Origin of the sequence: Allosalinactinospora lopnorensis, from assembly GCF_000981225.1 — a bacterium.
GTDB classification, from domain to species: domain Bacteria; phylum Actinomycetota; class Actinomycetes; order Streptosporangiales; family Streptosporangiaceae; genus Allosalinactinospora; species Allosalinactinospora lopnorensis.
In genome coordinates this window covers 1-26,681 of record NZ_LAJC01000056.1, presented here as the reverse complement: position 1 = coordinate 26,681, position 26,681 = coordinate 1, and the positions used below count along the sequence as shown (strand labels likewise).

Here is a 26,681-nt window from a genome sequence, read left to right as displayed (position 1 = left end):
TGCAGCCGGGGTAGGGGAGTGGGCGCGACGGCCGGCGGCGCGGGGGCGGAACGCCGGCGGAGGTCAGTCCCGGTCGGCCTCGGAGGCGGTCCACCCTTCGACCAGGAAGTCCACGGCGTCCGGGAAGGTCGGAGTCCAGGTGGCGAAGTCGTGGCCGCCCGGGGGGAACGCCGTCTCGACCGTCATTCCGCGCTCCCGCAGCAGGGCGGAGAACCGCTCCGCCTCGCCGTGGATGCTGCCCTCCTGCAACGGGGTCCGGTCCTCGGCCCCCTCGATGAGCTTGAAACGGATATCGGCGGCGCGGGGGTCGTCGATCAGCAGATCGGGCGCGTGCGCGTCGGTGTCGTCGCCGAAAGTGCCGCTGGGGTCGTCGACCCTGAAGTAGCCGCCCCAGCTCACCACCTGGGAGTAGGTGTCGGGATTGCGCAGAGACAGCGCCGCGGAACCGTAACCGCCCATGGAGAACCCGCCGATCGCGCGGAGCTCCTGCGGCCGGCGCTGCTCGCCCTCCACGACCTCGATCGCCTTCTCGGTGACGAACGTCTCGATGTTGAAGCGGCCGTGGACGGCGTCACCCCACTCGGTGTCGGTGTGCTGCTCCTCCTGGCCGTGCGGGGCGGCGATGACGAACTCCACACCCGTGCGGCACATCTCCTTGTCCATCAAGGGGCCGACGTCGCGTCGATGATGTCGTGGTGCGTGCCGGTGGAGCCGTGCAGCAGGTAGAGCACGGGGACGTCGTCGCTGTCGGCCCCGGGCGGGCGCCGGATCCAGACGGGGCGCTTGCCGTTGGGGGCGCCCTCATCGGGGACCTGCACGATCTCCTCCTCTCCCGGTTCCTCGCAGGCCGCGACCTCACCCGGGCGCGGGTGCACCACGGGAGTGACGGCGGCCTGCCGGGAGGGCCGGGGAGTCTGCGGAGCGGCGGTGTGGTCGTCGGCTTCGGTGACCGCGGCCGGCGGCGTGTCCCAGCTCTGCACAATGGCGAACGTCCCAGCCGTCGTTACCGCGAGAGAGGAGGCGATCAGGATCGTCGTCCTGCGAGAGAGCGTCGTGAACACACCGAAACCCTTGATTGGACGGCTCTGCGGATCTGGCGTCCGGCGGTGGCCGGATCGGCCGGGTTCGTCGCCCTCGGGAAACGGCGACACAACCGAATCTCACACACGGTAATCAACGGTTCCGTTTTTGCGTACCGCGACACGCTGAATGCGGAGAGTAATATATGGCGGGGGTGTCCGACCCCACCCGATCTCGATGGTGTTCCCTCGATCGAGGAACGGATCGCCCAGTGCATCGAGCGGACAGGTCCGCCGCAGGCATATGAGGACAAGACCCGCCACGGAGAAACGTGACGGATCGTGGCCGAGTCGGCCGTCCTTCTGACACTGCGCGACTGTCGGGTTACGGTCGCTCTATGGTTTCCCCCGGCCCTAACGACCTTGCCCACCTCGCGTCACCGGAATGGGTCGAGGCCCTGCACGCGGTGTCCCGCGAGCAATTCATTCCTGGTGCGGCATGGGCTGCTCCTCTAGGACCCGGGCCCGGTTACTGGATTGATCGAGCCGCCGACCCGGAGCTGTGGCGACGCGCGGTCTACAGCGACAGTGTGATCGTCACCCAGATCGACGATGGCGCCACCGACCTCACCGAGAAGACTGCGTCCCAAGCAGCAAGCTTCACTAGTTCCAGCTCCGCGCCCAGCAATATCTTCGAGTTCCTTGATCTTCTTGAGCCCTACTCAGGTGACCGGGTGTTGGAGATCGGAACGGGCACTGGGTGGACGGCCGCGCTTCTGTGCGTCCGGTTCGGATCGAACAACGTCACCACGGTCGAGGTGGACGAACAGATCGCCAAGCAGGCGGCGGCGACCCTGGACCGCGCGGGATACGCGCCGACGGTGGTTGTCGGCGATGGCACCGAAGGCTGGCCGGAAGGCGCGCCCTACGACCGTCTTCATGTCACCTGCGGCGTTCGCGAAATCCCTTACACCTGGGTTGAGCAGACCCGGCCCGGTGGTGTCATCGTTGCACCGTGGATGCCTGGGGTCGGGGGCCACAAGGTTCGGCTCACCGCCACGGGGGAATGTGCGGTCGGCAGGTTCCGTGGCACCTGCGGGTACATGATGGTGCGCGCCCAGCGCCGGCCAGGCGCCTCACTCGCTGACGATGAGCGTGAGTCGGTTGCGCGCGTGGATCCGCGACGCGTGACCCGAGCCGGCCGTGGGTTCGAGGTGGCGCTGGCAGGGGTCGCTCCTGGTGTCACCGTCGCGGGCAGCGAATCCGCCGACGGATCTTCCATGGTGGTGCTTTCCGACCTTGGACCCTCCCACGCGCTCGTCCGGCGCGACGGCGCGTCTCGCCGAACCGTGGTGACGCAGCGCGGTCCACGCAATCTGTGGGACGAGGCTGAGGAGACCTACCTGACGTGGGTGGGATGGGGCGAACCAGGGATCGACCGGTTCGGCCTCACCGTCACCCCATAGGGCCAGCATGTCTGGCTTGACGATCCCAACAACCCCCTTGGGTAGGTGCGTGAGGGGCAAGCATCAGAAGGAGGTCAACTGCAGCGGCTGCAAAGGGTACGGAACCGTGGAGCACTCCAGAGACGGCGAGGTGATCCAGGTTCCATGCACTCTCTGCAACGGCACCGGGAAACAGCCGTCCTAGCCTCGCGGCTGACCGGTTCGGCGTCTGGTCGCTGGTCCCACGGCGGGGTAGACTCCCCCCGGGATGCATCAGGTATGTACGTCGAGGGCCCCCAGTTCCGCGCTGGGGGCCCTCTTCGTGGATCAGGTTACAGACGGCCGTCCTTGACCTCGTCGAGGAATGCGGCCCACTCAGTGATCGGGAACATCAGCGCGCCGCCCTTCGGATATCGGGAATCGCGTATGGCGGCGCGGCCGGAAGCGTCGGCGACCTCGACGCAGTTCTGCGTTGTGGCGCCGCTGTAGGAACTCTTACGAAAGACCAGGCGGGATGTATCAGGCATGATGCCTCTTCTACAGGGATGTCAGTCGTTGGCGGATGCGGTCGCGTGACTCGTCGGTAGGTAGTGCCTCGGCCTGCACGTAGTCGTAAACTCGCTGGTAGTGGCGAATTTCCTCAGGCTTCTCCAGATAAAGCTCCTCCGACATCACTTCCAGATACACCACAGGTGGATCCGGCGGTGGGAACTCCATGATGACGAACTGTCCCGTCATCGCCGCATGCGGCCCCCGGTCGATGGGAAGTACCTGGATTCCGATGTTAGTCCGCGTGCTGACATCTAGGAGATACTGGAGCTGATCGGAGAGATCGGGTGTGATCCGCGATAGGGCAGCCTCGTCGATCACAGCCCAGTAGTCCGGCGGATCACTACGGTGAAGCACCTGCTTGCGGATCATGCGTGCCTCGACGCGACGATCAAGGTCAGTTTCGTCGACAACGAGGCCACTACCCCGGATCATGGCGCGGGCGTAGCTCTCGGTCTGCAGTAGCCCGGGGATCGTCATCGACTCGAACGTGCGGATGCCTGATGCCTCTGCTTCCAGGCCGATGAACTGGCCGCTGCCGAGGATGTTCCCGTAGCTGGCCCACCAACCTTTCTGGTTGGCCTCCTTGGCGAGGGTGATGTACGCAGCCCGCTCGTCCTGGCTCGTGACCTTGTAGATGTCGAGCAGGATATTCACGTCATCTGCCTTGACACGTTTCCATTCCCCGGCTTCCAGCCGGTTCAGCTTCGATTCCGACCAGCCGCGTGGACGCCCTGAGCGTGCTTTTGCTTGATCGGCGACCCACTTCGCGGTGTATCCGCGGTCCTCACGTAGCTCGCGCAGCAGGCGTGAGAGACGGCGACGGCGAAGTGTTGGGCTGCTGACCAATGGGTCCGTGCTCCTTCGAGCGTGGCGGTTGTGTTGGCCAGATCTTACGGCGTGGGACTGTGAACCAGACATTTCGTGCACCATCCATTGTTGTACTGGGCAGGCACAGAAAATTGTGGCGGCACTTATAATGCGGGGCTTGCAAATTATGTTGCGGGCAGCGACGATAGCACCACCTGATGTTCCCGCCGGACCTCCCATCCGGCCCCAACCCCCTGGGGTGTTCCTATGAGATTGCTGTGCTTACTGCTGCTCCCACTCGCGGTGCTGGTGGCGCCGTCTCGGCCCGGCTGGCGCGTCTGGTAGTGGGGCTTCCCGCGCCGCGCCATCGGGGCCGGAGTTGCCCGTCTACGGGCCGCATGCTCCGGTGTTCGCTTCTCGGGCGGTGCTGGTCCGTCCCTACGTTCTCGACGCCGCGCATCGCGGTCACCGACCGACCGTCGAAATCGGGAGCACCACCACGACGACGGCCTTGATGATCTGCGCGCCGAGTTGGCGCCGCTGGTGCGCGACCTGCTGGCCCGGCGCGAGTTGGCGGGGGTGGGACGGTGAGTCCGTTGCGGCGTTACAGCACGCTGTTTCACCCGTGTTCGGCTGAGGTGGGGCTGATCGATGACGCCCCGCAGGCCATCACCTTGACCCTGGGTGAAGGTGATGATGTGGAGCTGTGGCCCGGTGCGGAGGACCACCACGCCCAGGAGGCCTGGCTGGAGGCGGTGGAGAAGGTGCTGGGCCAAGCCCGGGCCTGATGGGCACCCACCGCCCCCACGACGGTGCAGACGGTGCGGATGCGGGGGCGCAGCAGTGCCCCCGAAGTCCCCGCCCGCACCTACGACGAGCTCCACTCCTGGGCGACCGCGATGGATGTCGTCCCCACCGTGGTCGAGGAGGACTGGCAGAGCATCACCTACCAGGCCGAGGCCGACCTCCGCGGAACGCGGGTCCGCTGTCGTTTCCGGGACGTGCTGCCCCCGCGAGACCGCGCTGCGGCGGTTGGCCCGCACCTATGTGGTCGGGATGGTCCACCGGGTCGGCGAGGGCGAGTGCTACCACGTGCGCCAGGTCATCGCCCCGTGCCTGTCCGCTCCCGAACCGGTCGCCCGGAAGCAGGCGGAAATCCTCGCCGGGGCGCGAATCGAGGCCGAACGCCGCGACTGGTGCGGCGCCACCGCGGCCAGCCTGCGCATCCATGGCGTGGAGCGTGCCGTCGACTGGCGACCATGAACCCCCGCGGCGGCCACCCCGTCCAGCCCGTCCGACCTGCGGGGCGGCCGCCGCGGGCCCACACCGCCGCTCAGCCCCATTACCCCCTCCGGGGCCGGGCGGCCCCAAACGACCGGAGTTTTCTCCGGAAATGGGCCTCGCTGTGCGGACCCGCTAGGGGAGACTGCGGGTGATCGCACGCGAGCTTGCCACCCCGGGGCGCCGTATCCGCCCCGGGTGGCCTTCCGCCCGGCCCTGCAACGCCCCTGCAAGGGCGGGCGGGCCCGTGTCCGAGAAGGGCGAGACGAACACCCGAGGAGGAGATGTGGAGATCCTGCTGGCCCGTAATCCGAACGTGGACGCCGGACCAGAGTGGGCGCTGCACGCTGAGGTGCCCGGCCGGGAGCCGCTGTACAAGGAGTGGGACGGCGGGGCCGACGAAGCGGGCGAACGCGCCCGTAAGGCCGGCGTGGAGATCACCGGCGAATGGGAGGAACACGGCTACCTCACATGGATCGCGCCGGCTGCCACCACCTCCCAAGGTGACACAAGGCGCTAGGTTGCGCCGCGACCGCCCTCCCCTCACTGAGGCGGCGGGCGTTCTTTCTTCGAGTCCCGGTTCCTCGCAGGCCGCGACCTCACCCGGGCGCGGGTGCACCACGGGAGTGACGGCGGCCTGTCGGCTGGGCCGGGGAGCCTGCGGGGCGGTGGTATAGTCGTCGGCTTCGGTGGCCGGATCGGCCGGGTTCGTCGCCCTCGGGAAACGGCGACACAACCGAATCTCACACACGGTAATCAACGGTTCCATTTTGGCGTACCGCGACACGCCGAACGCGGAGAGTAATCCGCAGGACGGCCGTGCGGTCAGAGTCCGCTAACCATCGGGGCGCAATGCCATAACCTGGGGTCCGACGCGATGTAGTACTACCGGGAGTAGACTCGAAGCATGAATCGGCTCGGTGACCTTGAACGCGCGGTTATGGAGGTACTGTGGGCAGAGGACGAATCCCTGACAGTCCGTGAGGTCAGTCGTGCCCTCGCTGACCGGGATCTCGCTCACACAACGGTCATGACCGTGCTCGACCGACTCGCCAAGAAGGGCGTCGTCGCCCGGTCCCGCGAGGGCCGTGCGTGGCGCTATCGCCCGGCAGCCAGCCGGGAGAGCTACGTCTCCGAGCTCATGTTCGACGCGCTTGGTCAGACCGGGGACCGTGGCGCCGCTCTGGCAGCGTTCGTGCGCTCGATGAGCGGCAACGAAGCCGAAGCGCTTCGCCGCGCACTCGCGGAAATCGACCAGCCGAGGACGTAACCATATGGTCAGTGCCGCTCTGCTCGCCACCATCGCGGTCGGCTGCCTCGCAGCCGCGGCACGGCTCCGCTGGGCCTCATGGCCGGCCCGCGGCCCCTACATCGCAGTCATCACATGGCAGGTGCTGGGACTGACGTGGGGGATCTCCACCATCGGTGCGCTTCTCGCGTTCGGCCTGGTTCCCTACGAGAAGGGCGTCATCGGCGGGCTCGCCGCCCTGGCGAGCGACGCGTCCGCGCATGGCCTCTACCTCTCCCGGCTCGCCGAGACCCCCTTGGGCGCCGTCCGGGTGGCCGCCGTGATCGCGGCGTTCGGCCTCACCCTGGTGCTCTTCTGCGGCCTGGTCGCCTCCTCCGTCCACGTGCTGCGGACCCGCCGGCGCCACCATGACCTTCTGGAGCTCGTGTCCCGCGATGACCCGGAGGTACCCGGGGCGCGCGTCCTCGACCACCCGGCGGCGGCCGCGTACTGCCTTCCCGGAGTCCTGCGGTCGAAGATCGTCATCAGCGCGGGCGCCCTGGAGGTCCTGGCCCGCAGCGAACTCTCCGCTGTGCTCGCCCACGAGCACGCCCACCTCCGGCAGCGCCACGACCTCGTGCTGCTGCCCTTCTCCTCTTTGAAGCGGGCCTTCCCGCGTGTGCGGATGGTCGAGACCTACTACCGCGCGGTCGCGCTGCTGATCGAGATGTGCGCCGACGACCAGGCGGGCCGCGAACGCTCCCCCAAGGAGCTGGCCACGGCGCTGCTGCGCTTCGGGACGGCGGGGAACGCCCAGGTCCCGGCCGGTGCGATGGCCGCCGGCGACGCCGAGCCCGAAGTGGTGCGGCGCGTCTCCCGATTGATCGCCCCGGCCGAGGAGCTGTCCCGTCCGGCGGCCGCGGCGGTGCTGCTCTCGGCCTTTACCCTGATGGCCACCACGCTGTCGCTCTGGCATCTGCCTATGTGAGAGGTACCGTGAGGGAAACGATCCCGGGCAGCCCGGCGTTTACCTTGGTGGGACCCGGGCTCCGGGTCTCCAGGTTGCCCGCCGTCGCCTAAGGTTCGGAGCGTCTCGTGGTCCAGACGTTGTTCGGGTCGTTGTGGCAGATCCTCTATATAGCGATCTTCGTCACGACCCTCTACGCGTTCATCGAAGCCCTGCGTACCCCCGCGCAGGCATTCCCGGCAATGGACAAGCAGACCAAGGGGCTCTGGACGGGCCTCCTCGGCGTGGGGACGTTCGTCTCGCTAAGCGCGGCCCTCGGGTTCTTCGGAATGTTCTCGTTCCTCGCGCTCGCCGCGGCCCTGATCTACCTGCTGGACGTGCGGCCGGCCACCCGCAACGTCGGCCGTTCCGACGGCCCCTACGGACCGTGGTAGCCTGTTAGCGCGGCGCTCCGTTACCCAGAGGGCCTCCTTGATCCGCCGGACCCCGGCCACGGCCGCCTCGGTGTAGGCGGGGTCGCGGGTGTAGAAGGAGTGGCCCAGGATCTCCGGAGGGAGCGCCTCCCCTTCCCGGACGTCGTAGCGGCGGGGGTCCGGCAGCGGTTCGGCGGGGGCGACGGTCGACCACTCGCCCTCCCGCTCCAGGTGGATCGGGCCGCCGACCGCGTCGGTCGCGCGCCAGAGGTTGCGCCACCGGAGGGTCCGTTCCGAAAGGTCGGCGAGCGCAGCGGGGCCGAAGTAGGCCGGGAAATAGCGGCCGTAGAGCCGGTACAGCGGGGAGCCGTGCGTGATCAGCGCGACGAGCGGGCGGCACCGGATCGGTATCTGCCATAGGGTCGCGGCCGCCAGCACCGACCCCTGGGAGTGCCCGGAGAGCACGATCCCCGTCCCGTTCTTCGTCATTCCGGCGACCCTGGCCGCCAGTTGCGGGACGGCGCGCTCGGCGTAGGACGGCGGTGCCAGCGGGTGCGCCACCCGCGGCCAGAACGTTCCGATGTCCCACAGCACACCGAGGGCCTGCCGGGTCGGCCGGTCCCGGTAGGCGCTGCGCCCCAGCCAGACCACCGCCAGCAGGAAGAACCCGCCCAGCCAGGACCCGACCGCGACCGTGAACGCGATGGCGCCCTGAACCCAGGACGTCGTCCCGGCGGCCACGGAGGCCGGGGTGATCTGCGCGTTGTCCAACGGAGTGGCGGTGATCCGGCCCGTTAGGGCGGCGCAGAGGACCAGCAGGGCCAGGGCGGCGGCAGGCAGTACGAACGCGGCGAGACTGGCGGGCAGGAGTTCGGTCATGCTTCCCATCGCCCGTGCCCTGGCGATCTCCTGGGTGCGGCGGGCGCCCTGGGGCCGCCGGTACATGGCGGCCGTGTTCCGCGCCTCGGCGCCGGTTCGCCGCCGCAGGACTACCGCCAGTGCGGCCGCCGCGGCCAGCGCGATCACCGCCTCCATGGTGAAGGCGAGCTGCAGCCAGGAGTAGGCGCTGGGCGGGCGCAGCACGATGCAGCCGGCCGCCTGGGCACCCGGGTAGTAGCAGCCCCCCAGCCAGCCGGCGGCCTGGTAGACCACCGCGGCCGAGAAAACCCCGCCGAACAGCACCCCGAGCACCGCTGTCGCCGGCCCCGCCATGCCCCGCATCGCAGTATCGGAGTGCACCCGGTTCATGGCGTAAAGCAGCACCGCCGCGGCCAGGAGCAGCAGCGCGAGAACGCACTGCGCCGCGAACAGCGCGTTCAGGCCGGCGGCGTATCCGGGGAGCCGGCCCTCCGCGCTCCACCCGGGCCGCGGCCACACCGAATAGATCAGTGAGGCGGCGAGCAGCAGCAGCGAGAGGTCGCGCAGGACGTGGCAGACGACGTCCGCCCGCCGGTTCCACCAGGGATCGGAGCCGGGGACGAGCACGCTCACCGTGCCGCAGGCCAGGGTGAGGACAACGAGCCCGGCCAGGACGCCGCCGACGATCGGGGAGCCCGCCGCCCGGTCGTGGATCAGCGCGGGAGTCAGCAGCAGGGCGGTCACCACCCCGAGAGCGACCGCGACGTGCGCCGACCGCAGCCGCCCCATGATCTCGCTGTTCCGCCAGAAGTCCGGATCGCTCAGGGGCGCGGCAACGTTGGGAGCGCACGAAGAGCCGTCCGCCCTTCTGGCGACCTCGTAGACACCGCTGCTCCGGCGCGACAGCCGCCACAGCACCAGGACGATCGCGAGCGGCAGCAGGGCGCCGACAGCGAGTGCCCGCCCGGGATCGGAGAGGAGAGCCCCGGGGGCGGATAGGAAGCCGAGCCACGGGCGAAGCTCGGCGCACCGCGCGCCGTAGCCGGAGCACTGCCAGCCGATGAGATCCATGCCGATACCGGCGCCGGCCATGGTCAGCAGTGCGGTGAGGCTGAGCGCCAGCAGCCGCACGGACAGCCCGTAGGCGTGGTCTGCCCATCGGTAGATCCGCGAAGGGCGCTCGCCCGGCCGTCCGGGACGCATCCAGTAGGCCACGTTGACTAGCATGAACGGCAGAAGTAGCAACCACAACGCGCGTGAAGAGCGCCCCGAGGTCAGGTTGCCCCACGCGAAGATCTCGCGCGGCACGTCGCGGACGTCCTCGGTGTCGCTCTTGCACCGCCATCGGAAGAACCCGGCGAGCCCGTCGCCTCCCACCCGCACCGCTGGTTCGACGTCGAGCAGTTCCTCGGCCTGCCCGCCACTGACCCCGTGAACCCGCAACTCCACGACGTGCTCATCCGGCATGCGGCAGGATCTTCCCGCGCGGGGGAGAGCTACACTCCCCGCGCCGCAACGGATTTGACCGCGGATTTACTGTACGAGGTCGTCCTCTGCGAGGTCCCAGGTGTTGCAGGATCCCGGGGACTGCTCCTCCATCCCGCGCTCCAGCCAGTACACGCTGTTCTCGGCGGATCCGTGGGTGCGCTCCTCGGCGGTGCTGTCCTCGCGGTCGGCGGTGGAGGACGCGTCGTCGAGCACGGTCTCGCGGTCGTCGCCGCTGACGGGGTAGGTCACCTCGACCGCGCCGAGGAACACCCCCGCGAAGCAGTTGGCCTGCAGCTCCGCCTTCCGGGTCCAGGCGTTCTGTTCGATCCTGGACTCCTGCAGCCGGCGCTGCTCGTGGTAGTGCTCCAAGAGTCCCGACTCGCCCTGGACGTGGTGCCCGTACTCGTGGGCGAGCAACGAAGCGTAGACGACGCTGTCCTCGGCGCCGTTCCACTTGTCCACGACGTCCTCGGTCCCGATGTACACGCTCTTGTTCGCCCGGCAGTAGAACGCCCCGGCGTCCGAAGGGTAATCGCGGCAGGGACTGCTCCCCGGCTCGTCCCAGAAGACGCGCCGGGGCGGCTCGTAGGGGACCCCGGCCGCCCGGAACTGCCTCTCCCACGCCTCGTCGAGGCAGTCGGTCATCGTGTCCAGGAACCCCTCGACCGAGTCGCTGTCGCCGACGTCGAGGTCCGGTGCGGGACAGGGCAGCGGGGAAAGACGTCCGGTGCCGTACAACGGGTTCGCCACCAGGGCGGACTCGCCAGTGGGGCGCTGAATGTCACCGCCGGCCAGTGGGGGACGGGCGAGGTCGTGGGTGCCGTCCTGGCGGGAGTCGCCGGGCGGCGCGGAGGGCCCTGCGGCGCCCGGCGCCGGTCCGTGCTCCGGCGCGGTACCGGTCGCCGCGTTCCAGCCCAGAGCGGCCAGCGCGAACACCAGCGCGGACAGGCCCGCGTACAGTGCCTTCCGGCTTCCGGCAACGCGCCGCCCGCGAAGCCGCCAGGTATCCCGGATCACTCGACCAGGTCCTCCCGGGCGATCCACGTGTTGCACGCCGCCGGGTTCCGCCGATCCATGCCGTGGGCCGTCCACATCGATCCGTTCTCGGGTGAGCCGTGCGTCCTCCCACCAGGATCGTAGTCACCCCGGCGTTCGGCGTCTTCGAGGATATTCGCCCGCTCTTCGGAACCGATGGGGTAGCTGTCCGCGACCGAGCCCAGGAAGTTCCCGCTGAGGCAGTTCGCCTGCAGCTCACTGCGCCGTGTCAGGGCGTCGCGGTCGCTGCGGTGCTCGTCCCCCCGGATGCTGTGGAGGTAGCCGAGGATTCCGGCCTCTCCCTGCACGTGGTGCCCGTACTCGTGGCTGAGCAGGAAAGCGTAGGCCTCCGGGTACTCACTGTCGCCTGAGTTCTGCACGATGTCGTCGAGCCCGAGGTAGAGCCCCTCGTTGGCCTTGCAGTAGAACGCGGCGACGCCTCTGGCCGGGTAGTTGCCGCACGGGCTCTGGCCCGATGTGTACCAGTAGATGCGGTTGGGTTCCTCGAACGGCAGGTCCGCGGTTTCGAAGTACTCCCCCCAGGCGTCGTCGAGGCAGTCGGTGGTCTCGTGCAGGAACTCCTCCATCGAGACGTCGTCACGGTGGTCGAGTTCCGGCGCATCGCAGGAGGCGGCGGGCAGTTCGCCGCCGTCGTAGACCGGGTTCGCGGTGAGGATCTCGGCGCCCGCCCCTTCCTCAGGCGGGCGCTCCGTCTCGGCGGCCCCGCCCGGGGGATCGTCGGCGACGGGGTGCGTCGTCGCTTCACTGCGGTCGAACAGGGCGGAGAAGCTCAGGAAACCGGCCAGACCGACGGCGGCCAGGCCGGTGAGGAGAACGACGACTACACCGGTGCCGAGCCGCTGCCGAGGTCGGTGCGCGTACGCGGGAAGCGCGTATGCACCCCCCGTACGTGTCCGTCCGATTGTGCCTGTGACGCCACAATCCGATTCGGCCATGAGGCCGTTTCACCTCCCCGCCCGCTGATGGTGAACAGCACCGACCCCTGCTGTTCTGGCCCAACCTTTCGATTATGACCTTCGTGAGAGACAACCACCGGTCCCGGTGGCTGATCCGTAACCTGATTGGCCGACGTCGGCCGCGGGAGGCGAGCCGATAAGCTCTCACGCCATGGGATGGGTTGGTCTCGCGCGTCCGGCTGCCATAGCCGCGACCGTCCTTGTTCTCGGCACCGCCGTTCCGGCAGCGGCCTCGGCGCCCGGGCCGTCGATCGATTCGGCGGCCCAGCGGGACGCGGCCTCTCCGGCGAATGACCCGGTACCCCTGCCGCGGGCGGCCGACGACGGGGCGATCAGCAACGAGGTCACGCTGCGCCTCGACGAAGCGGGAGTGCTGCACGGTGAGGAGGCCATCTCCTTCAACGGCGCCGCGCCGGAGGAGTTCACCCGCACGTTCGTGACCCGAGAGCCCTACGACAACGATTACGACCGGCTCTACGAACTCGGTTCCGTGACCGCTGAGGACGCCGACGGCGGGTCCGTGCCGGCGGACTCCGCCGAGCGGGACGCCGGCGTCGACGTGACCATGGACACGGCAGGGCTGGACAAGGTCGTGCTGCGCTACGAGGTCCGCGGGGGCACCGAGAGCGTCGGCCAGGGAATCGAACTGGGCTGGACGGCCGTCGGCGGTTACAGCGCACCCGTCGCCGGCACGACCGTCGTGGTCGAGGCGGCGTCACCGCCGATCGCCATCTCCTGCACCGCGGGAGAGCCGCGCAGCTCCATGTACTGCACCGCCTCCGACATGGGCGGACACGAGGCGCTCGTGGCCCGGTTCATGCAGGCGGACATGACCCCGGGCGAGAGCCTTGGCGTGGTCGTCTCCTATCCCGCCGGCACCGCGCCCGGCGACCCGATCCTTGACCGGAAGTGGTCACTGACATCGGCGTTCGCGATCACGCCCGCGACCGCGAGCGTCTTCGGGCTGCTGCTGGTGGTACTGGTCGGCGGGCTCGTCGTGCTGATCCGCGTCCACGGACGCGATGAACGGGCGGTGCGCTCCGAGGCGAGCGTGGGCGACAGTGTCCCGCTGGCATCGGGCGGTAACGGCATCCGTTTCACCCCGCCCGACGACGTCCATCCGGGCCAGATCGGCACCCTGATCGATGAGCAGGCCGACGTCGTGGACATCACCGCCACCGTTGTCGACCTCGCCGTACGCGGCTACCTCACGATCCGGGAACTGCCGCACGAGCATTTCACCGCGGTCGACTGGCAGATGGAGAAGCTCCCGGTGCCGCTGGAGGACTCGTTGCTCCCGTACGAGCGGCTGCTGCTCGACGCCCTGTTCCGCCACCGCGAGCGGGTCACGCTGTCGGAACTGGGCAACGACCGGTTCCCGGCCCGGCTGGCCGCTGTACGCGACGAGCTCTACCGCGACATGGTGCGGCTCAAGTGGTTCGCCCGTCGGCCGAACCTGGTGCGCACCCAGTGGGCCACAAAGGGCATCGTGCTCACGGCCATGGGGGTGCTCCTCACCGTGCTGCTGGCGGTCTTCACCCAGACCGCCTTCGTCGGCCTGGCCGTGATCATCGCCGGTGCGGCCGTGACGGTCGGCGGGCAGTACATGCCCGCGAAGACCAGCCAGGGCAGTTCGGCCTTCGCGCACACCCTGGGCTTCCGGGCCTATCTGATGAGCGCCAGGGCGGAGCAGGTGCCCGAGGAGCATCGTGTCCGGGTCTTCTCCCGGTACCTGCCCTACGCGATCATCTTCGACAACGTGGACCGGTGGGCGAAGATCCTGGCCGCAGCGGGTGAGGACGAGCTCGGCGAGAACGGGCTTCCCTGGTACAAGGGACCCGAGGAATGGCGGCTCCAGGATTTCGCCGACTCCATCCGAATGTTCACCCTGACGCTGACGGGAGTCATCTCAAACACCCGCCAGTTCCGGACGATCAGGTAGTAGAGGGATCGATGAGAGCGGTCGTACAGCGAGTCAGCCACGCCTCGGTGACCGTCGAGGGCGAGATCGTCGGCGAGATCACCGGGCCGGGGCTGATGGCGCTGGTCGGAGCCACGCACACAGACACCGAGGCCGAAGCGCGGCGGCTGGCCGCCAAGATGTGGAAGCTGCGGATCCTCGACGAGGAGAAGTCCTGCTCCGACATAGGGGCTCCGCTGCTCGTGGTCAGCCAGTTCACCCTGTACGGCGATGCCCGCAAGGGCCGCCGACCCACATGGCAGGCAGCGGCTCCCGGTCCCGTTGCCGAGCCCCTGGTGGACGCTGTCGTCAAGGAGCTGCGCGAGCTGGGCGCGCACGTTGAGACCGGTGCCTTCGGCGCCGTGATGTCGGTGTCCCTCACCAACGAGGGACCGTTCACGGTGGTCCTCGACGTATGATGGCCGGAGGCCGTCCCCGCTACTCCGCCGTGGCGACGACCGGTTCGAACTTGTAGCCCAGGCCGCGCACCGTGACGATGAACTCGGGATTGCCCGGATCGGCCTCGATCTTCGCGCGCAGCCGCTTGACGTGTACGTCGAGGGTCTTGGTGTCACCCACGTAGTCGGCCCCCCACACCCGGTCGATGAGCTGCATCCGGGTGAGGACCCGGCCGGCGTTGCGCAGGAGCACCTCCAGCAGTTCGAACTCCTTGAGGGGAAGCTGGATGTTCTCGCCGCGCACCGTGACCACGTGCCGCTCCACGTCCATCCGGACCGGACCGGCTTCGAGCGCCGTGGGGAGGAGCGCCTCGTCCTCGCCGCGGCGGCGCAGCACCGCGCGGATGCGCGCCACCAGCTCCCGGGAGGAGAACGGCTTGGTCACGTAATCGTCGGCCCCCAGTTCCAAGCCGACGACCTTGTCGATCTCGCTGTCCTTGGCGGTCAGCATGATGACCGGGACGTTGGACTTCTGCCGCAGCGTCCGGCACACCTCGGTTCCGGGCAGGCCGGGCAGCATCAGGTCCAGCAGCACCAGGTCGGCCCCGGTGCGGTCGAACGTCTCCAACGCCGCCGTCCCGGTGGTCGCCACCGCGACCTCGAAACCTTCCTTGCGCAGCATGTACGACAGGGCATCGCTGTAGGATTCCTCGTCCTCAACGACGAGTACACGCGTCACTGTGGTGCCTCCCGATTGGTGTTCTCCTGGGAGTGCGTTCGCTCCCGGGTCTCCGGCCGGGGCAGACGCAACGTGAACGTCGACCCCGAGCCCTCCTTGCTCCACACGGTCACTTCTCCACGATGGTGGGTCATGATGTGCTTGACGATCGCCAGGCCGAGGCCGGTGCCACCGGTCGCCCGGCTTCGAGCCGCATCCACACGGTAGAAGCGCTCGAAGATTCGTTCCAGGTCCTGCGCCGGGATGCCGATTCCTTGGTCGGCGATGCTGATCTCCACGGACTTCTCGGTGACCTCGGTCAGCACCGACACCCGGGTGCGTTCGGGGCTGTAGGACACCGCGTTGGCCACAAGGTTGCGCAGAGCGGTGACGAGCAGCCCCTCGTCCCCGAGGACGACGATGTCCTCGGTTCCCCTGGAGAGCAGCTCGATCTCCTTGGAGTCGGCGGCCATACGCACCGCGTCGAGCGCCTCCTCGACCAGGGTCTCGACCTGGACCTTGTCGGGTTCGGCCATGGGTTCGGCGCCCTGGATCCGCGACAACGTGATCAGGTCCTGGATGACGCTGGTCAGCCGGGACGTCTCCTGCTGCATGCGGCCGGTGAAGCGGAGCACGGCGTCAGGGTCGTCGCTGGCGTCGGCCACGGTCTCGGCGAGCAGCGAGAGGGCTCCCACCGGTGTCTTGAGCTCGTGGCTGATGTTGGCGACGAAGTCCCGGCGCACCGCTTCGACGCGGCGGCGTTCGGTCTGGTCCTCGGCGAGCACCAGGACCAGGCCGGTGCCCCCCAGGGGGGCCACCCGTACGGCGAAGGAGGTGGCGTCGGGCCCGAACTTGCGAACGGCCACTTCGATCTCGGTCTCGCGTATCACGCCGTCGCGGCGCACCTGGCGGGCCAGTGCCAGCAGGTCGCCGATGACGAGTTCCGAACCCCGTACGATCCCGTAGGCGCGGGCGGCGGAGCTGGCCCGGAGGACCCGGTCGGCGGAGTCGAGCACCACGGCCGACGACGGGAGCGCCGCGAGGACCTCGGCGATCCCTGAGGGCAGCTCGGACTGCCCGGACGGTTCAGGGGTATGGCTACGACCTCTCTCGCTGATTCGAAACGCCAGCCCCGCGGCGACGCCCGTCATGAGTCCGACGAGCCCCGCGATGGTGGCGAGCAGCTCCCCTTGCACAGTTCGATCGTAAGCGGGACGAGCTCTGCCGTACCCCTCTGGCCTTATGTTGGAACCGAGCTTCCCGCAATATTCACTGTCCCTTACGAAACGATTCAGCCGCGAACTGGAACGATGTGAACTATGCGCGACACCTACCATGAGGGGCTCGACGCCCTCAGCGAACGCCTTGTCGAGATGACGAGGCTGGCCAGGCACGCCATTGCACGCGCCACGACCGCGCTGCTCGACGCCGATCTCAACGCCGCCCAGGAGGTGATCTCCGGGGACGACGAACTCAACAAGCTCAACGACGAGATCGAACGCAGCGCGTTCGAGCTGATGGCCCGCCAGCAGCCTGTGGCCAAGGACCTGCGCACGATCATCACCTCGCTGCATATGGCGGGAGACCTGGAACGCATGGGGGACCATGCGGTGCACATCGCCAAGATCGCGCGCCGCCGGAACCCCGAATCCGCCATCCCGGCGGAACTGCGCTCCATCGTGCTGGAGATGGGGCATCAGGCCGAGCTTCTGGTCATCAAGGCCGGAGAGGTCGTCAACGCCCGCGACGCCGAGACCGCGAGAGAGCTGGACGCCGATGACGACCGCATGGACAAGCTGCGCCGCAAGCTGCTCAAGCGGATCCTCGACCCCAACTGGAAGCACGGCGTGGAGGCGACCATGGACGTCACCCTCGCCGGCCGGTTCTACGAGCGCTTCGGCGACCACGCCGTGCACGTGGCGGACAACCTCGTCTACATGGTGACGGGGGAGAAGGTGAGCGACCGCGAGCTGGAGGCCTAGTCAGCCGAGGCCCATGCTCCCCGGCGACCGCCTCCGGTATCATGGGGAACATCACATCCCGCGGGCTGCGGCCCGCGGAGGACGCGTGGCGGAGCGGTAGGGCCGAGGGCGCCCTTTGTTTTCCTCTCGCAGGCGTGGGGCGTCCGGCCCTCCCGGGGTCCGCGACGACGGAGCGCCGTCCGGAGGGAGTGCGGTCGAGAGCACCTCGAGTACCATTTGTCAAGACCTAAATTGTGGCGCTGACCTGCGCGTTCGCAAACCGAATAGGTACGTTGAGTCACGGATTCGTGGTACCCTTGTGGTAGCGGAAGGGGTACTTGTCACATGACTTTCAAGGTCGGCGACACCGTTGTCTACCCCCATCATGGGGCTGCTCGTATTGAGGCGATTGAGACTCGCACCATTAAGGGCGAGGATAGGACCTATCTCGTTCTGAAGGTCGACAAGGGTGATCTTACGGTACGTGTGCCTGCCGAGAACGCCCAAGATGTCGGGGTTCGTGACGTGGTGGGCCAAGACGGACTGGACCGGGTCTTCGAGGTGCTGCGCGCACCGCACACGGAAGAGCCCACCAACTGGTCCCGGCGCTACAAGGCGAACCTGGAGAAGCTCGCGTCCGGGGACGTCAACAAGGTGGCGGAGGTCGTCCGCGACCTCTGGCGGCGCGATAAGGAACGCGGCCTTTCCGCCGGAGAGAAGCGGATGCTCGCCAAGGCCCGGCAGATACTGGTGAGTGAACTCGCCCTTGCCGAGAAGACGAATGAAGACAAGGCCGAAGCGCTTCTCGACGAAGTCCTCACCGACTGACTAAAGGCCACCAAAGAAGCACTGTTTTCATGCCGAAAATGCCGCGGGTGGGCGTCGGAACCGACGTCCACCCATTTATGGCAGGACGCATTCTGTTTCTCGCGGGCCTGGAATGGCCGGGAGAGGACGGAGTGAGCGGCCATTCCGATGGCGATGTCGCCGCGCATGCGGCGTGCGACGCGCTTTTCTCCGCGGCCGGCCTGGGCGATCTTGGGGCGCAGTTCGGCACCGCCGATCCGAAATGGCGCGGTGCGTCGGGGGTCGCCCTCCTCGCGGAGTCGGCCGCCCGAGTCCGGACCGCCGGGTACGAGATCGGTAACATCGCTGTTCAGATCATCGGCAACCGGCCCAAATTCGCGCCGCGCAGGTCCGAGGCGGAGCAGGTCCTTACCGAGGCGGCCGGTGCCCCGGTCACGGTCTCGGCGACCACCACCGATGGCCTCGGGCTCACCGGCCGGGGCGAGGGAATCGCGGCGGTGGCCACCGCCCTGTGCGCACCCTCCGAATGACACGGACCGACCGTGTCCCGGACCTTCCGGTGGGGCCGAGGCCGTCTTGCCGGCCCGCGGAAATCAGCGGACGGGTGCCCGATGAGGTTCAGCCGTGCGGTTCCTCCGGTGGGGTAGGTCCGCTGCGGACCCGACGCGATGGCGGGTCCTCCGGGAAACCGGTCATCGGAGGCCGGCGCGGTCTGAGCGCCACGGGACGCTTCTCGATCAGGGGATCCGTCTCCGGCCCGCCCCCCGAGAACGGTTCCGCCGCCTCCCCTTCAAGGGGTGCCGCTTCGTCGCTGGTCGGGTCGTCGGGTGGGAGGTCGTGGACGAAGCCGTCCTCGTGCTGTCCGGTGTTGGCGCCGCTCTGCCCGGTATCGCTCTCCTCCGCCGCGGAAGCGCTGTCCTTGGCCGGCTCCGCGGCCTTTTTGATCGGGTTGGCAGCGGGCTGCGGCACGCGCTTGGGGAGCTCCTCGCGAGGGGGTGCCGAGTGGGGCTCCCCCGCCGCCTCGGGTTCCGAGGCGGGCGCCCCCGTTTCCGCGGCTTCGGGGCGTGGCTTCGGTGCGGGGTCCGGCAGAACGGGCTCCGGTTCGGGGAAGGGGGCGGTGTCCCCGGTATCTCCCGGTTCCGGGGACGGGGACTCCGGTTCTTCCGCCGCCGCGGCGCGGCTCCCGGATGCGCTGGTCTTCGCCTGTTGGAGGTCGCCGTCCGCCGCGTCGGTCTCGTGCGCCTCGACCTCTTCACGCTCCAGCACGCGGACCGAGGACTCCTTGTGGGAAGGCTGGTCCTGCTTGGGCGGCCACAGCAGCGCCGGTGCCGAGGGAGCGGCCTCGCGCTCCTCCGGTGGCCCCGGCTGGGGCTCCTCGGGTTCGGCGGGCTTCGGTGTCGACTCGGCGGGCAGTGGGGCGGTGTCAACGGAATCGGGATCAGCGGAGGGCGCGGAGCGGGGGCGCCGCGCGGCCTCGGGGCGTTCGCCGCGCAGGTGCGAGACCACCCACAGCCAGAGCCGGAACGCGACCAGCAGCGCCATCCAGGGCGCTACGGCGGCCACGACGACGGCCGTCTCCGGAAGCAGTTGGTAGCCCAGTGGCTGCAACGCACTGGCGAACGCAGCGATCAGGATCAGCCCGAGGATCAGGGCGTCGACCCCGAGCCGCCGGGACCTCGGGGCGTCGCGGAGCAGGTAGCTGGTCCAGAAGGCGATGAGGAGCAGCAGCGTGAACGCGCCGGGGTAAAGGTGTGCGTACTTCGGGTCGACGTCGCCTTGGCGGGCGATCTGGTAGATGCCGTTGTAGGAGAGCAGAACGGCACACGCGGCGATCACCAGGACGCCGATGCCTGTCAGTGTGATCGCGATGGCGCGGGATCCCCTGCCGGAGGTTCGGGGGGCAGGGCGCGCGCCGCGGGTACGTGAAGAGGGGTTAGCGGCCATCGTATGCAGAAGCGTAGCTCAGCCAGCGCTGTGAACACGAGGTTCCGCGCTGATGCGGCCGGGAGCGCCTCGGGAGTTCCGCGTCCGCGCCGGTCGGGCCTGTCCACCGGTCGGCGGCTCCCGGCCCGTACCCCGCCGCGGAACAGCTACCCTTGGCACTGTGAGTCTGCGCTTCTATGACACCCGAGCCCGGCAGGTCCGCGACTTCGTCCCTCTGCGTGAGGGGCGTGCCTCGCTGTACCTGTGCGGTGCCACGGTGCAGGCTCCGCCGCACATCGGCCACATCCGCTCCGGTGTCAACTTCGACATCCTGCGGCGCTGGCTCACCTACCGCGGCTACCGCGTGACCCTGTGCCGCAATGTGACCGACATCGACGACAAGATCATCAACGTCGCACGGGCCGAAGGCGTGCCGTGGTGGGAGGTCAGCGAACGCAACCAGCGCGCGTTCACCTGGGCCTACGACATCCTGGGATGCCTGCCGCCCACCGTGGAGCCGCGTGCCACCGGGCACGTGCCCGAGATGGTCGAGCTGATGCGGCGGCTCATCGAGAGCGGGCACGCCTACCCCGCCGAGAACGGTTCCGGTGACGTCTACTTCGACGTCACCTCCTTCCCTGAGTACGGGGCCCTGTCCAACCAGCGGCTTGAGCAGATGCGCGGCGCCGACGACACCGAGAACGACCTCGGGAAGCGCGATCCCCGCGACTTCGCCTTGTGGAAGGGGGTACGACCAGGGGAGCCCAGCTGGGAGACCCCTTGGGGCCGCGGCCGGCCCGGCTGGCATCTGGAGTGCTCGGCCATGGCCACCAAGTACCTCGGCTCCACGTTCGACATCCACGGCGGCGGACTCGACCTCGTGTTCCCGCACCACGAGAACGAGACCGCGCAGTCCCAGGCCGCCGGTGACGGGTTCGCCCGTTACTGGCTGCACAACGGCCTGCTCGCCATGGCCGGCGAGAAGATGAGCAAGTCGGTCGGCAACTCGCTGCTGATCCCGGAGATCGTGCGCAAGGTCCGGCCGGTCGAACTGCGCTACTACCTGGCGCAGGCGCACTACCGGTCGGTCATCGACTACTCCGACGAGGCACTGCGCGAGGCGGCGTCCGCCTACCAGCGGATCGAGGGGTTCCTGACCCGGGCCACCGAGGTCGTCGGGGAGGTGGCGCCCGCTGGCGAGATGCCGGAGGAGTTCGCGTCGGCGCTCGACGACGACCTGGGTGTCTCCCAGGCGCTCGCGGTCGTGCACGGGCATGTGCGCGACGGCAACTCGGCACTTGCCGATGGCGCCAAGGAGCGCCTCGCCGAGATCACCGGCCGGCTGCGGGGGATGCTCGCGGTGCTGGGACTGGACCCGCTGTCCGAACAGTGGGCGGAGACCGGCGACACCGGCCTGCGCGACGTCGTCGACGCCCTGGTGACGGTCGCTCTGGACCAGCGGCAGGCGGCTCGGGCCCGCAAGGACTACGCGGCCGCAGACGAGATCCGCGACCGGCTCAGCGAAGCGGGCATCACCGTCGAGGACACTCCGCGCGGTCCGCGCTGGGAGCTCCGGCACGGCTGACGGGGCGCCGAGACCGAACGGGGACCGGTGTTTCCGGCATGGCCGCATGCACAGCAGATATGGAAGGAACAGCGCTCATGCCGGCGAAGAAGGGCAAGAAGGGTCCCACGAAGGGCAGCGGGGGCAAAGGGAAGAGCGCGCTCGAAGGTAAGAAGGGCACGCTTCCCAAGGAGCAGCGGCACTGGTACCCCAAGAAACAGCGTTCCGGTGCCGGCAAGCAGCAGCCGGGCCCGCCGGTCTCCAGCCCCGACGTCCCCGGGGCTTCCGGCCGCGACGGCGGCGGCTCGGAACTGCTGGTCGGCCGCAACCCGGTCCTCGAAGCGCTGCGGGCCGGTGCCCCGGCGTCCAGGCTGTTCCTGGCGAACAGTCTGGAACCCGATCCCCGTATCACGGAGGCCGCCAGGCTCGCCGGCGATGCCGGGGTGGAGATCCAGGAGGTCACAAGGACGCAGCTGGACAACCACTGCGAAAGCAGCGGGCAGCCGGGCGCGGCGCATCAGGGCATCGCGTTGAAGGTGCCGCCCTACCGCTACCAGCATCCCGACGACCTGCTGGACACCGCCCAGGAGTCGGACACGCCTCCGCTGATCGTGGCGCTCGACAGCGTGACCGATCCGCACAACCTTGGGGCGGTCGCCCGGTCGGCCGCGGCGTTCGGCGCGCACGGCCTGCTGATCCCGGAGCGCCGCTCCGCGGGCGTGACCATGGCGTCCTGGAAGACCTCGGCCGGCGCGCTCGCCCGGCTGCCTGTAGCGCAGGCCACCAACCTCACCCGCACACTGGAGGGGTACAAGCAGGCCGGGCTGTTCGTCGCGGGGCTTGACGCCGGTGCCGACACCCGCCTGGACGAACTGGGGTTGGCGACCGGACCCCTCGTCGTCGTGATCGGCTCCGAGGGCAAGGGGCTGTCGAGGCTGGTCCGCGAGACCTGCGACATCGTCGTCGGGATCCCGATCAGCGGCGCGGAGTCGTTGAACGCTTCAGTGGCGGCCGGCATAGCGCTGTACGAGACCGCCCGGCGTCGGACGTCCGGACAGTAGCCCACAACCGGTACCATGCCACTGGGTGGTGCAGACACCGGCCGGCATAGCTCAATTGGCAGAGCAATCGCCTTGTAAGCGATAGGTTAGGGGTTCAAGTCCCCTTGCCGGCTCTTTTCTTTTCTGGCCAGGGATGACGTGGCCGCGGCAGATGGGGTCCGTCGGCTGGTCAGCTATCGCTTATGGCCACGGGGAGTCCGTCGAGACTCCCGCTGCGGCCTTTTCCTTCCCATGGGGGTCCTCGCTGATCTTGAGCATTTCGTTTCTTCGTGCGCGTGTGAAGGAACGACTTCCTCAAGATCGCCGAAGGGCTGCGGCGAGTGCCACGTCGCGGGTGACTTTCCGCATACTGCTGATCGGTGGCAGGAGCGTTTCCGCCGCGCCTTTCCCCAGCCGCTGCCACCCCGAGGGCCTTGGCAGCCGCGACCAGCATGTTGTCGGTGACCCGGAGGGCCTTGCCTTGCTTGCGGTGCCCGAGCATCGTCTGCACCACGTAGACGTCCGTACCGGAGGATTCCCGAGCCCGATTCCGTTCCCGCCCGTTGGGTGTCCTGTGCGGGCGTCGGTGGACCGCTAGCCGCCCGGGAAACGGATGAAGGACGGCGGGACGTGGTCGGTGAGCCACACTCCGTTGGCGCTGACCCGGAATTCGTACCCGGCCGCGTGCATGTCTCCGGCGCCGACCGCCAGAACGACCGGCGGGCCCCTGCGCGCCCCGACGCGGGTGGCTGTCGCACGGTCCGGGGACAGGTGGACATGGTGGCGGTTCATCGGCCGTAACCCTGCGGCGCGGATCGCCTCCAGGCTCCTGGCCACCGTCCCGTGGTAGAGGGACACGGGCGGTTCGGCCACCGGGAGGTCGAGGTCCACGGGCACGGAGTGGCCCTGGTCGGCCCGGATCCTGCCGTGCTCGATCGTGTACCGGCGCTTGTCGTTGCCGGCGACGACCTGCTCCAGTTCCGCCCGCGATATCGGGAACCCGCGGGAGGCCGCCGCCGCGAGCAGCGTATCGACCTCCACCCAGCCGTGCGCGTCCAGGTCGATCCCGATCCGCTCCGGGGTGTGCCGCAGGTGCCTGGCCAGGTACCTGGAGACCGCCACCAGCCGCTGCCCGTCCACCGCCACCACCTCCCGAAGGCTCGCCACCCTGCTGCCGGTACCCCTCGGGCCGGGGTCCGCCGGCGGGTTGAGGACGAGCTTATGGGGCGGTGCGCACCGGCCGCCTCCTCCGCCGATAGGCCCATTGCGCCCGTGTATCCGGCTCTGGTCCCGGCAGGCGCGGGACACACGCACCGGCCGGGGAGCGTAGGCGCGGTACGTAGCCGCGAAGCCGCTGCCCGGGTGACGACACGCGTAGCCCGCGGCGGCGAGGCTTGGGCCCATGAACAGTCAACTCGCTCTGTTGGCGACCGAAATGACGGCGACGGCAGCGCGGCACGGCCCTCCGTGGGGAGCCGGCCCGCCGCCGTTCGCACCGGTGATTGGAGTCCTCATGTGCCTTCTGCTGCCACTCCTCGCTGCGGGGACCGCTTTCTGGCTGCTGCGCCGCCGCGGCGGGCGGCCGCCGTGGGCCGCGCCCGCCCCGGAGCCCGCCGACGAGACCGCGCGCAGGGTGCTCGCCGAGCGCTTCGCCCGCGGTGACATCAGCGTGGACGAGTTCCTGGAGCGCGCGAGCGCGCTGAACTGGTACCCGGGTACCTAACCGGGCGGCACGCCGTGACGGGAACGGTGGGCACGGCCGCTCTGCCCGGCCGGCGCCTGGAGTGGAACAGCTCCGGTGCCGGCCGCGGCGGGCCGCTGTTCCGGCTCTCCCCTGTACTCCGCAAGGCGGCCGTGACGGTGCGCGTCGTGACCAGCGTGGGGTGGCTGGGTGTGCATCTCGCGCTGGTGGCCCCCACCGTCAACGCTGCGCTCGCCGGCATCCCGGAACCCGCCACCGCCGGCTACACCGCCGCGACGCTGCTGGTGACGGTGCTCATCACGCCGATCAGCCGCTCGCGGGGGTTAGCGGACCGGTTCTTTCCCTCGGTACGTCCTGGGGACTGCTGCGGTACTACTGGGTGGCGATCAAGCTGGTGCTGACCACCGTGCTGGTGCTCGGCAGCAATCTGGCCCTGGGCCCCGGGCTCGTGGAGTTGGCCTCGGCGGCGGGCGGCTCGGGGGAGCCGCCCGCGGCGAGCGAGCAGGAGAAGGCCGTGATCTCGCTGTCGGTCGCGTGGTCGTTCCTGCTCGCCGCCACCGTCCTCTCCACCGTGAAGCCTTTCGGTCGGCTACAGCGGCGTCCGAAGCGGGCGGGGCCGCGGCGGGGCCCCGCCACGGAGGCGCCCGGCAAGGGGTGAGGCCCTGCCCCGCTCTCCGCGCTCCTTGCGGACACGACGAAACCCTTTCCCTCTCGGGGCGCGAGGCCCGCAGTCGCGCCTTCGGGCCCGGTTTCGGTCTCCCGCACAGGAATGTTCCATGCTCATGCGCAGGTGGAACGGGGTGACAACCCCGTGTCCAGCGGGTATCCGCCGGTGGGAAAGTTCCGTCGGAGGAGGGGGCGCGTGCGAGACGGTGATTGGCTCGCGGATACGGGGATGGACATTCGCGGTGTCCTGAAGGTGATGGTCGATGCGGGGTGGTTGCCGGGGGGCACCGCCGTTGTCGGCACCGGCAGCATGTGGGAGTTCGTCGCCGTCGGCGGACTCGCCGAGGAGTGCGAGGGCGCCCGCGCCGCCCCGGACGTCCACTATGACGTGGCCAGTCTGACCAAGGTGCTGGCCACCTGGCCGCTCGTGGGGCGGGCAGTGGCCGAGGGCCTCCTCGACCTGGACACGCCGCTGTCGGACCACTTTCCCGGGGGGCCGTACCCCGGCGGGGCGGTGACCGTCCGGCAGATACTCACCCACACGTCGCGGCTGAACCCGGTCACCTGGCTGGAGTGCTATGTCGGGACCGGTCGTGACCTGGCCGAGGCGATCCTGTCCGAGCCGCTGGACGAGGAGGGGTACCGCTACATCGACCGCGGGTTCATCCTGTTGGGCCTGCTGCTGGAGCGTGTCCTCGGTGCGCCCCTGGACCGGCTGGCGGCGGAGATGTGGGCGGATATGGGCATGTCGGCGACGGCCTACGGGCCGTTACCGCGCTCGCCCTCGGTGGCCCCGACCGAGCGCCGTATCCCGGGGACCGCGCCGACGTGGGGTGTGGTGCACGACGAGGCCGCGGCCCTCATGGGCGGGGTCGCCGGCCATGCGGGGGTGTTCAGTACCGCCATTGACCTCGGGGTCTTCGCGAGGGAGCTTCTTCACCGCTACTCCGAGGGCGGGCCGGCGGACTCCTTCGCCGGCTATCTCCGGCAGAGCTGGACGCCCGGCGTGTTCGTCGAGAGGGGGTACTCCCGCGGACTGGCCTGGCTGGTCACCGACGACGGCGTCGTCTTCCACAACGGCTACACCGGGACCAGCCTCGTCCTGCACCCTGAGACCGGCCGCTACGTGGGCCTGCTGACCAATGCCGTGCACCTCGGGCGCCGGAGGACGGGTCTCGGTGACCTCCGCGCGGCGGCGCTGGCGGCGTTCAAGAGCTAGGGGGCCCGGACGGGGTGATGAGGGCATGCCGCAGGTCGGCGAGCAGGTCGGCGATCCCCTCTGGGCCGTCGACGACCAGGTCGGCGCGTTCGGCCAGGGCTGTGACCTCTGTCGAGCCGCTGCAGACCGTGATCCCGGGGACGCCCTGCTCCCGGAGGTTCTCCACGGCGTCGAACGCGGCGAGGTCACCGAGGTCGTCGCCCGCGTAGAGCACCACCGACCCCCCGCGGTCGGTGACGAAGTCGGTCAGCGCCGTGCCTTTGTCCATGCCCCGCGGGCGCAGCTCGATGACCATGCGGCCGGGCTCGACCGAGAGCCCGGTCCGCTCGGCCAGAGCGTCGAGCGGCGACCTCAGCAGGTCCAAGGCGGAGTCGGGCTCGGGCGTGCGGCGGGTGTGGACCGCGAGCGCGTGCCCCTTGTCCTCGATCCAGGTGCCCTCCGGGGCTCCGACCCGTTCGATGAGTCCCGGAAGTTCCTCGCGGACCGTCTGCACTCCCGGTGGTGGTTGCGGCGACGTGTGCCGGCCGCCCTCCCAGCGGTCCAGGCCGTACTGGCCGAGGACGGCGATGCCGCCGATGCTGTCGAGACTTCCGTACGTCACCGCCACATCGGCGGGGCGACCGGTGACGATGACGATCGATCCCACCAGAGGG

General features: G+C 69.2%; 27 protein-coding genes, 1 tRNA gene and 1 pseudogene. 19 read left to right on the top strand and 10 right to left on the bottom strand.

What is annotated here, in order from left to right:
* Nucleotides 1–63: 63 nt before the first annotated feature.
* A pseudogene (locus VS93_RS18940) lies at nt 64–1,061 on the bottom strand (alpha/beta hydrolase).
* A 548-nt stretch (nt 1,062–1,609) separates the two neighbouring features.
* Between VS93_RS18940 and VS93_RS18935 the strand changes: the two are divergent.
* Complete coding sequence (locus VS93_RS18935; protein ID WP_236700615.1) at nt 1,610–2,485, top strand: methyltransferase domain-containing protein; 876 nt, start codon at nt 1,610–1,612, stop codon at nt 2,483–2,485.
* 311 nt (nt 2,486–2,796) lie between these two features.
* Here VS93_RS18935 and VS93_RS18930 read toward each other — a convergent pair whose 3' ends face one another.
* Together VS93_RS18930 and VS93_RS18925 are read right to left on the bottom strand one after the other, a co-directional pair.
* Nucleotides 2,797–2,991: a DUF397 domain-containing protein gene (locus tag VS93_RS18930; RefSeq protein ID WP_046471237.1), complete on the bottom strand. Its 195-nt coding sequence runs from the start codon at nt 2,989–2,991 to the stop codon at nt 2,797–2,799.
* Nucleotides 2,992–3,001: 10 nt separating this feature from the next.
* Nucleotides 3,002–3,862, bottom strand: a complete 861-nt coding sequence (locus VS93_RS18925) for a helix-turn-helix domain-containing protein (RefSeq protein WP_046471236.1) — start codon at nt 3,860–3,862, stop codon at nt 3,002–3,004.
* A 557-nt stretch (nt 3,863–4,419) separates the two neighbouring features.
* On the opposite strand from VS93_RS18925, the gene VS93_RS29350 reads away from it, so the two are divergent.
* From VS93_RS29350 to VS93_RS28395, 6 genes are all read left to right on the top strand, one after another.
* Nucleotides 4,420–4,611: a hypothetical protein gene (locus tag VS93_RS29350; protein ID WP_156184922.1), complete on the top strand. Its 192-nt coding sequence runs from the start codon at nt 4,420–4,422 to the stop codon at nt 4,609–4,611.
* 268 nt (nt 4,612–4,879) lie between these two features.
* The gene (locus VS93_RS31910; protein ID WP_236700614.1) at nt 4,880–5,086 is read left to right on the top strand and encodes a hypothetical protein; all 207 of its coding nucleotides are present in this window, start codon (nt 4,880–4,882) and stop codon (nt 5,084–5,086) included.
* 304 nt (nt 5,087–5,390) lie between these two features.
* On the top strand, nt 5,391–5,624 hold the full coding sequence (locus tag VS93_RS18915; protein WP_046471235.1) for a hypothetical protein: 234 nt from the start codon (nt 5,391–5,393) through the stop codon (nt 5,622–5,624).
* 387 nt (nt 5,625–6,011) lie between these two features.
* A complete protein-coding gene (locus VS93_RS18910; RefSeq protein WP_082127012.1) occupies nt 6,012–6,374 on the top strand; it encodes a BlaI/MecI/CopY family transcriptional regulator in 363 nt (120 codons plus the stop codon).
* Nucleotides 6,375–6,378: 4 nt separating this feature from the next.
* Nucleotides 6,379–7,320: a M56 family metallopeptidase gene (locus VS93_RS18905; RefSeq protein ID WP_046471233.1), complete on the top strand. Its 942-nt coding sequence runs from the start codon at nt 6,379–6,381 to the stop codon at nt 7,318–7,320.
* A gap of 119 nt (nt 7,321–7,439) precedes the next feature.
* On the top strand, nt 7,440–7,733 hold the full coding sequence (locus VS93_RS28395; protein WP_082127016.1) for a DUF2516 family protein: 294 nt from the start codon (nt 7,440–7,442) through the stop codon (nt 7,731–7,733).
* 2,370 nt (nt 7,734–10,103) lie between these two features.
* Here the strand turns inward: VS93_RS28395 and VS93_RS18895 are convergent.
* Both VS93_RS18895 and VS93_RS18890 read right to left on the bottom strand, forming a co-directional pair.
* Nucleotides 10,104–11,075, bottom strand: a complete 972-nt coding sequence (locus tag VS93_RS18895) for a neutral zinc metallopeptidase (RefSeq protein WP_236700613.1) — start codon at nt 11,073–11,075, stop codon at nt 10,104–10,106.
* Complete coding sequence (locus tag VS93_RS18890; RefSeq protein WP_046471231.1) at nt 11,072–12,049, bottom strand: neutral zinc metallopeptidase; 978 nt, start codon at nt 12,047–12,049, stop codon at nt 11,072–11,074. The genes VS93_RS18895 and VS93_RS18890 overlap by 4 nt, the downstream gene beginning before the upstream one ends.
* Before the next feature lie 172 nt (nt 12,050–12,221).
* Here VS93_RS18890 and VS93_RS18885 point away from each other — a divergent pair, with 172 nt between their 5' ends.
* Nucleotides 12,222–14,012 carry a DUF2207 domain-containing protein gene (locus VS93_RS18885; RefSeq protein WP_046471230.1) on the top strand — a complete coding sequence of 597 codons (1,791 nt, stop codon included), beginning with the start codon at nt 12,222–12,224 and terminating at the stop codon, nt 14,010–14,012.
* An 11-nt stretch (nt 14,013–14,023) separates the two neighbouring features.
* Nucleotides 14,024–14,449 (top strand): D-aminoacyl-tRNA deacylase, encoded by a 426-nt coding sequence (dtd, locus tag VS93_RS18880; protein WP_046471229.1) that lies wholly within the window; start codon nt 14,024–14,026, stop codon nt 14,447–14,449.
* 19 nt (nt 14,450–14,468) lie between these two features.
* Here dtd and VS93_RS18875 read toward each other — a convergent pair whose 3' ends face one another.
* Together VS93_RS18875 and VS93_RS18870 are read right to left on the bottom strand one after the other, a co-directional pair.
* Complete coding sequence (locus VS93_RS18875; RefSeq protein ID WP_046471228.1) at nt 14,469–15,167, bottom strand: response regulator transcription factor; 699 nt, start codon at nt 15,165–15,167, stop codon at nt 14,469–14,471.
* Nucleotides 15,164–16,297 (bottom strand): sensor histidine kinase, encoded by a 1,134-nt coding sequence (locus VS93_RS18870; RefSeq protein ID WP_046471248.1) that lies wholly within the window; start codon nt 16,295–16,297, stop codon nt 15,164–15,166. The genes VS93_RS18875 and VS93_RS18870 overlap by 4 nt, the downstream gene beginning before the upstream one ends.
* Nucleotides 16,298–16,465: 168 nt before the next feature.
* Between VS93_RS18870 and phoU the strand changes: the two genes are divergently transcribed.
* From phoU to ispF, 3 genes are all read left to right on the top strand, one after another.
* Nucleotides 16,466–17,128 carry a phosphate signaling complex protein PhoU gene (phoU, locus tag VS93_RS18865; RefSeq protein ID WP_046471227.1) on the top strand — a complete coding sequence of 221 codons (663 nt, stop codon included), beginning with the start codon at nt 16,466–16,468 and terminating at the stop codon, nt 17,126–17,128.
* 324 nt (nt 17,129–17,452) lie between these two features.
* On the top strand, nt 17,453–17,935 hold the full coding sequence (locus VS93_RS18860; RefSeq protein WP_046471226.1) for a CarD family transcriptional regulator: 483 nt from the start codon (nt 17,453–17,455) through the stop codon (nt 17,933–17,935).
* Between the two features lie 38 nt (nt 17,936–17,973).
* On the top strand, nt 17,974–18,444 hold the full coding sequence (gene ispF / locus VS93_RS18855) for a 2-C-methyl-D-erythritol 2,4-cyclodiphosphate synthase (protein WP_173434333.1): 471 nt from the start codon (nt 17,974–17,976) through the stop codon (nt 18,442–18,444).
* Between the two features lie 88 nt (nt 18,445–18,532).
* Here ispF and VS93_RS18850 read toward each other — a convergent pair whose 3' ends face one another.
* Nucleotides 18,533–19,750 carry a hypothetical protein gene (locus VS93_RS18850; protein WP_046471225.1) on the bottom strand — a complete coding sequence of 406 codons (1,218 nt, stop codon included), beginning with the start codon at nt 19,748–19,750 and terminating at the stop codon, nt 18,533–18,535.
* A 268-nt stretch (nt 19,751–20,018) separates the two neighbouring features.
* Between VS93_RS18850 and cysS the strand changes: the two genes are divergently transcribed.
* The 3 genes from cysS to VS93_RS18835 all read left to right on the top strand — a co-directional run bounded on the left by cysS (nt 20,019) and on the right by VS93_RS18835 (nt 22,575).
* Entirely contained in the window at nt 20,019–21,422 is a 1,404-nt protein-coding gene (gene cysS / locus VS93_RS18845; protein ID WP_046471224.1) for a cysteine--tRNA ligase, read from the top strand.
* 77 nt (nt 21,423–21,499) lie between these two features.
* Nucleotides 21,500–22,462, top strand: coding sequence for a 23S rRNA (guanosine(2251)-2'-O)-methyltransferase RlmB (gene rlmB, locus VS93_RS18840; RefSeq protein ID WP_046471223.1), 963 nt, complete (start codon nt 21,500–21,502; stop codon nt 22,460–22,462).
* A 40-nt stretch (nt 22,463–22,502) separates the two neighbouring features.
* Nucleotides 22,503–22,575 (top strand) — tRNA-Thr (locus tag VS93_RS18835).
* Between the two features lie 460 nt (nt 22,576–23,035).
* On the opposite strand, the gene VS93_RS18830 is transcribed toward VS93_RS18835, so the two are convergent.
* On the bottom strand, nt 23,036–23,608 hold the full coding sequence (locus VS93_RS18830) for an RNA 2'-phosphotransferase (RefSeq protein ID WP_449353797.1): 573 nt from the start codon (nt 23,606–23,608) through the stop codon (nt 23,036–23,038).
* 346 nt (nt 23,609–23,954) lie between these two features.
* Here VS93_RS18830 and VS93_RS18825 point away from each other — a divergent pair, with 346 nt between their 5' ends.
* The 4 genes from VS93_RS18825 to VS93_RS18815 all read left to right on the top strand — a co-directional run bounded on the left by VS93_RS18825 (nt 23,955) and on the right by VS93_RS18815 (nt 26,028).
* Entirely contained in the window at nt 23,955–24,164 is a 210-nt protein-coding gene (locus VS93_RS18825; RefSeq protein ID WP_236700611.1) for a hypothetical protein, read from the top strand.
* A gap of 14 nt (nt 24,165–24,178) precedes the next feature.
* The gene (locus VS93_RS31900) at nt 24,179–24,544 is read left to right on the top strand and encodes a hypothetical protein (protein ID WP_236700610.1); all 366 of its coding nucleotides are present in this window, start codon (nt 24,179–24,181) and stop codon (nt 24,542–24,544) included.
* On the top strand, nt 24,523–24,801 hold the full coding sequence (locus VS93_RS31895) for a hypothetical protein (protein ID WP_052745855.1): 279 nt from the start codon (nt 24,523–24,525) through the stop codon (nt 24,799–24,801). The genes VS93_RS31900 and VS93_RS31895 overlap by 22 nt, the downstream gene beginning before the upstream one ends.
* A gap of 204 nt (nt 24,802–25,005) precedes the next feature.
* The gene (locus VS93_RS18815) at nt 25,006–26,028 is read left to right on the top strand and encodes a serine hydrolase domain-containing protein (protein ID WP_046471221.1); all 1,023 of its coding nucleotides are present in this window, start codon (nt 25,006–25,008) and stop codon (nt 26,026–26,028) included.
* Here VS93_RS18815 and otsB read toward each other — a convergent pair.
* Nucleotides 26,018–26,681: trehalose-phosphatase (gene otsB / locus VS93_RS18810; RefSeq protein ID WP_046471220.1), on the bottom strand; the 664-nt coding region annotated here is incomplete at its 5' end. The two genes, VS93_RS18815 and otsB, sit on opposite strands and share 11 nt — an antisense overlap.

Excerpts from the sequence above, each read along its gene's own strand:
- VS93_RS18885 (WP_046471230.1), top strand. The coding sequence starts at position 12,222 with ATGGGATGGGTTGGTCTCGCGCGTCCGGCTGCCATAGCCGCGACCGTC.
- VS93_RS18860 (WP_046471226.1), top strand. The coding sequence starts at position 17,453 with ATGACTTTCAAGGTCGGCGACACCGTTGTCTACCCCCATCATGGGGCT.
- VS93_RS18825 (WP_236700611.1), top strand. The coding sequence starts at position 23,955 with ATGTGCCTTCTGCTGCCACTCCTCGCTGCGGGGACCGCTTTCTGGCTG.
- dtd (WP_046471229.1), top strand. The coding sequence starts at position 14,024 with ATGAGAGCGGTCGTACAGCGAGTCAGCCACGCCTCGGTGACCGTCGAG.
- VS93_RS18910 (WP_082127012.1), top strand. The coding sequence starts at position 6,012 with ATGAATCGGCTCGGTGACCTTGAACGCGCGGTTATGGAGGTACTGTGG.
- VS93_RS31910 (WP_236700614.1), top strand. The coding sequence starts at position 4,880 with ATGGTCCACCGGGTCGGCGAGGGCGAGTGCTACCACGTGCGCCAGGTC.
- VS93_RS18890 (WP_046471231.1), bottom strand. The coding sequence starts at position 12,049 with ATGGCCGAATCGGATTGTGGCGTCACAGGCACAATCGGACGGACACGT.
- VS93_RS18905 (WP_046471233.1), top strand. The coding sequence starts at position 6,379 with ATGGTCAGTGCCGCTCTGCTCGCCACCATCGCGGTCGGCTGCCTCGCA.
- VS93_RS18930 (WP_046471237.1), bottom strand. The coding sequence starts at position 2,991 with ATGCCTGATACATCCCGCCTGGTCTTTCGTAAGAGTTCCTACAGCGGC.
- phoU (WP_046471227.1), top strand. The coding sequence starts at position 16,466 with ATGCGCGACACCTACCATGAGGGGCTCGACGCCCTCAGCGAACGCCTT.
- ispF (WP_173434333.1), top strand. The coding sequence starts at position 17,974 with ATGCCGCGGGTGGGCGTCGGAACCGACGTCCACCCATTTATGGCAGGA.
- VS93_RS18870 (WP_046471248.1), bottom strand. The coding sequence starts at position 16,297 with ATGACGGGCGTCGCCGCGGGGCTGGCGTTTCGAATCAGCGAGAGAGGT.
- rlmB (WP_046471223.1), top strand. The coding sequence starts at position 21,500 with ATGCCGGCGAAGAAGGGCAAGAAGGGTCCCACGAAGGGCAGCGGGGGC.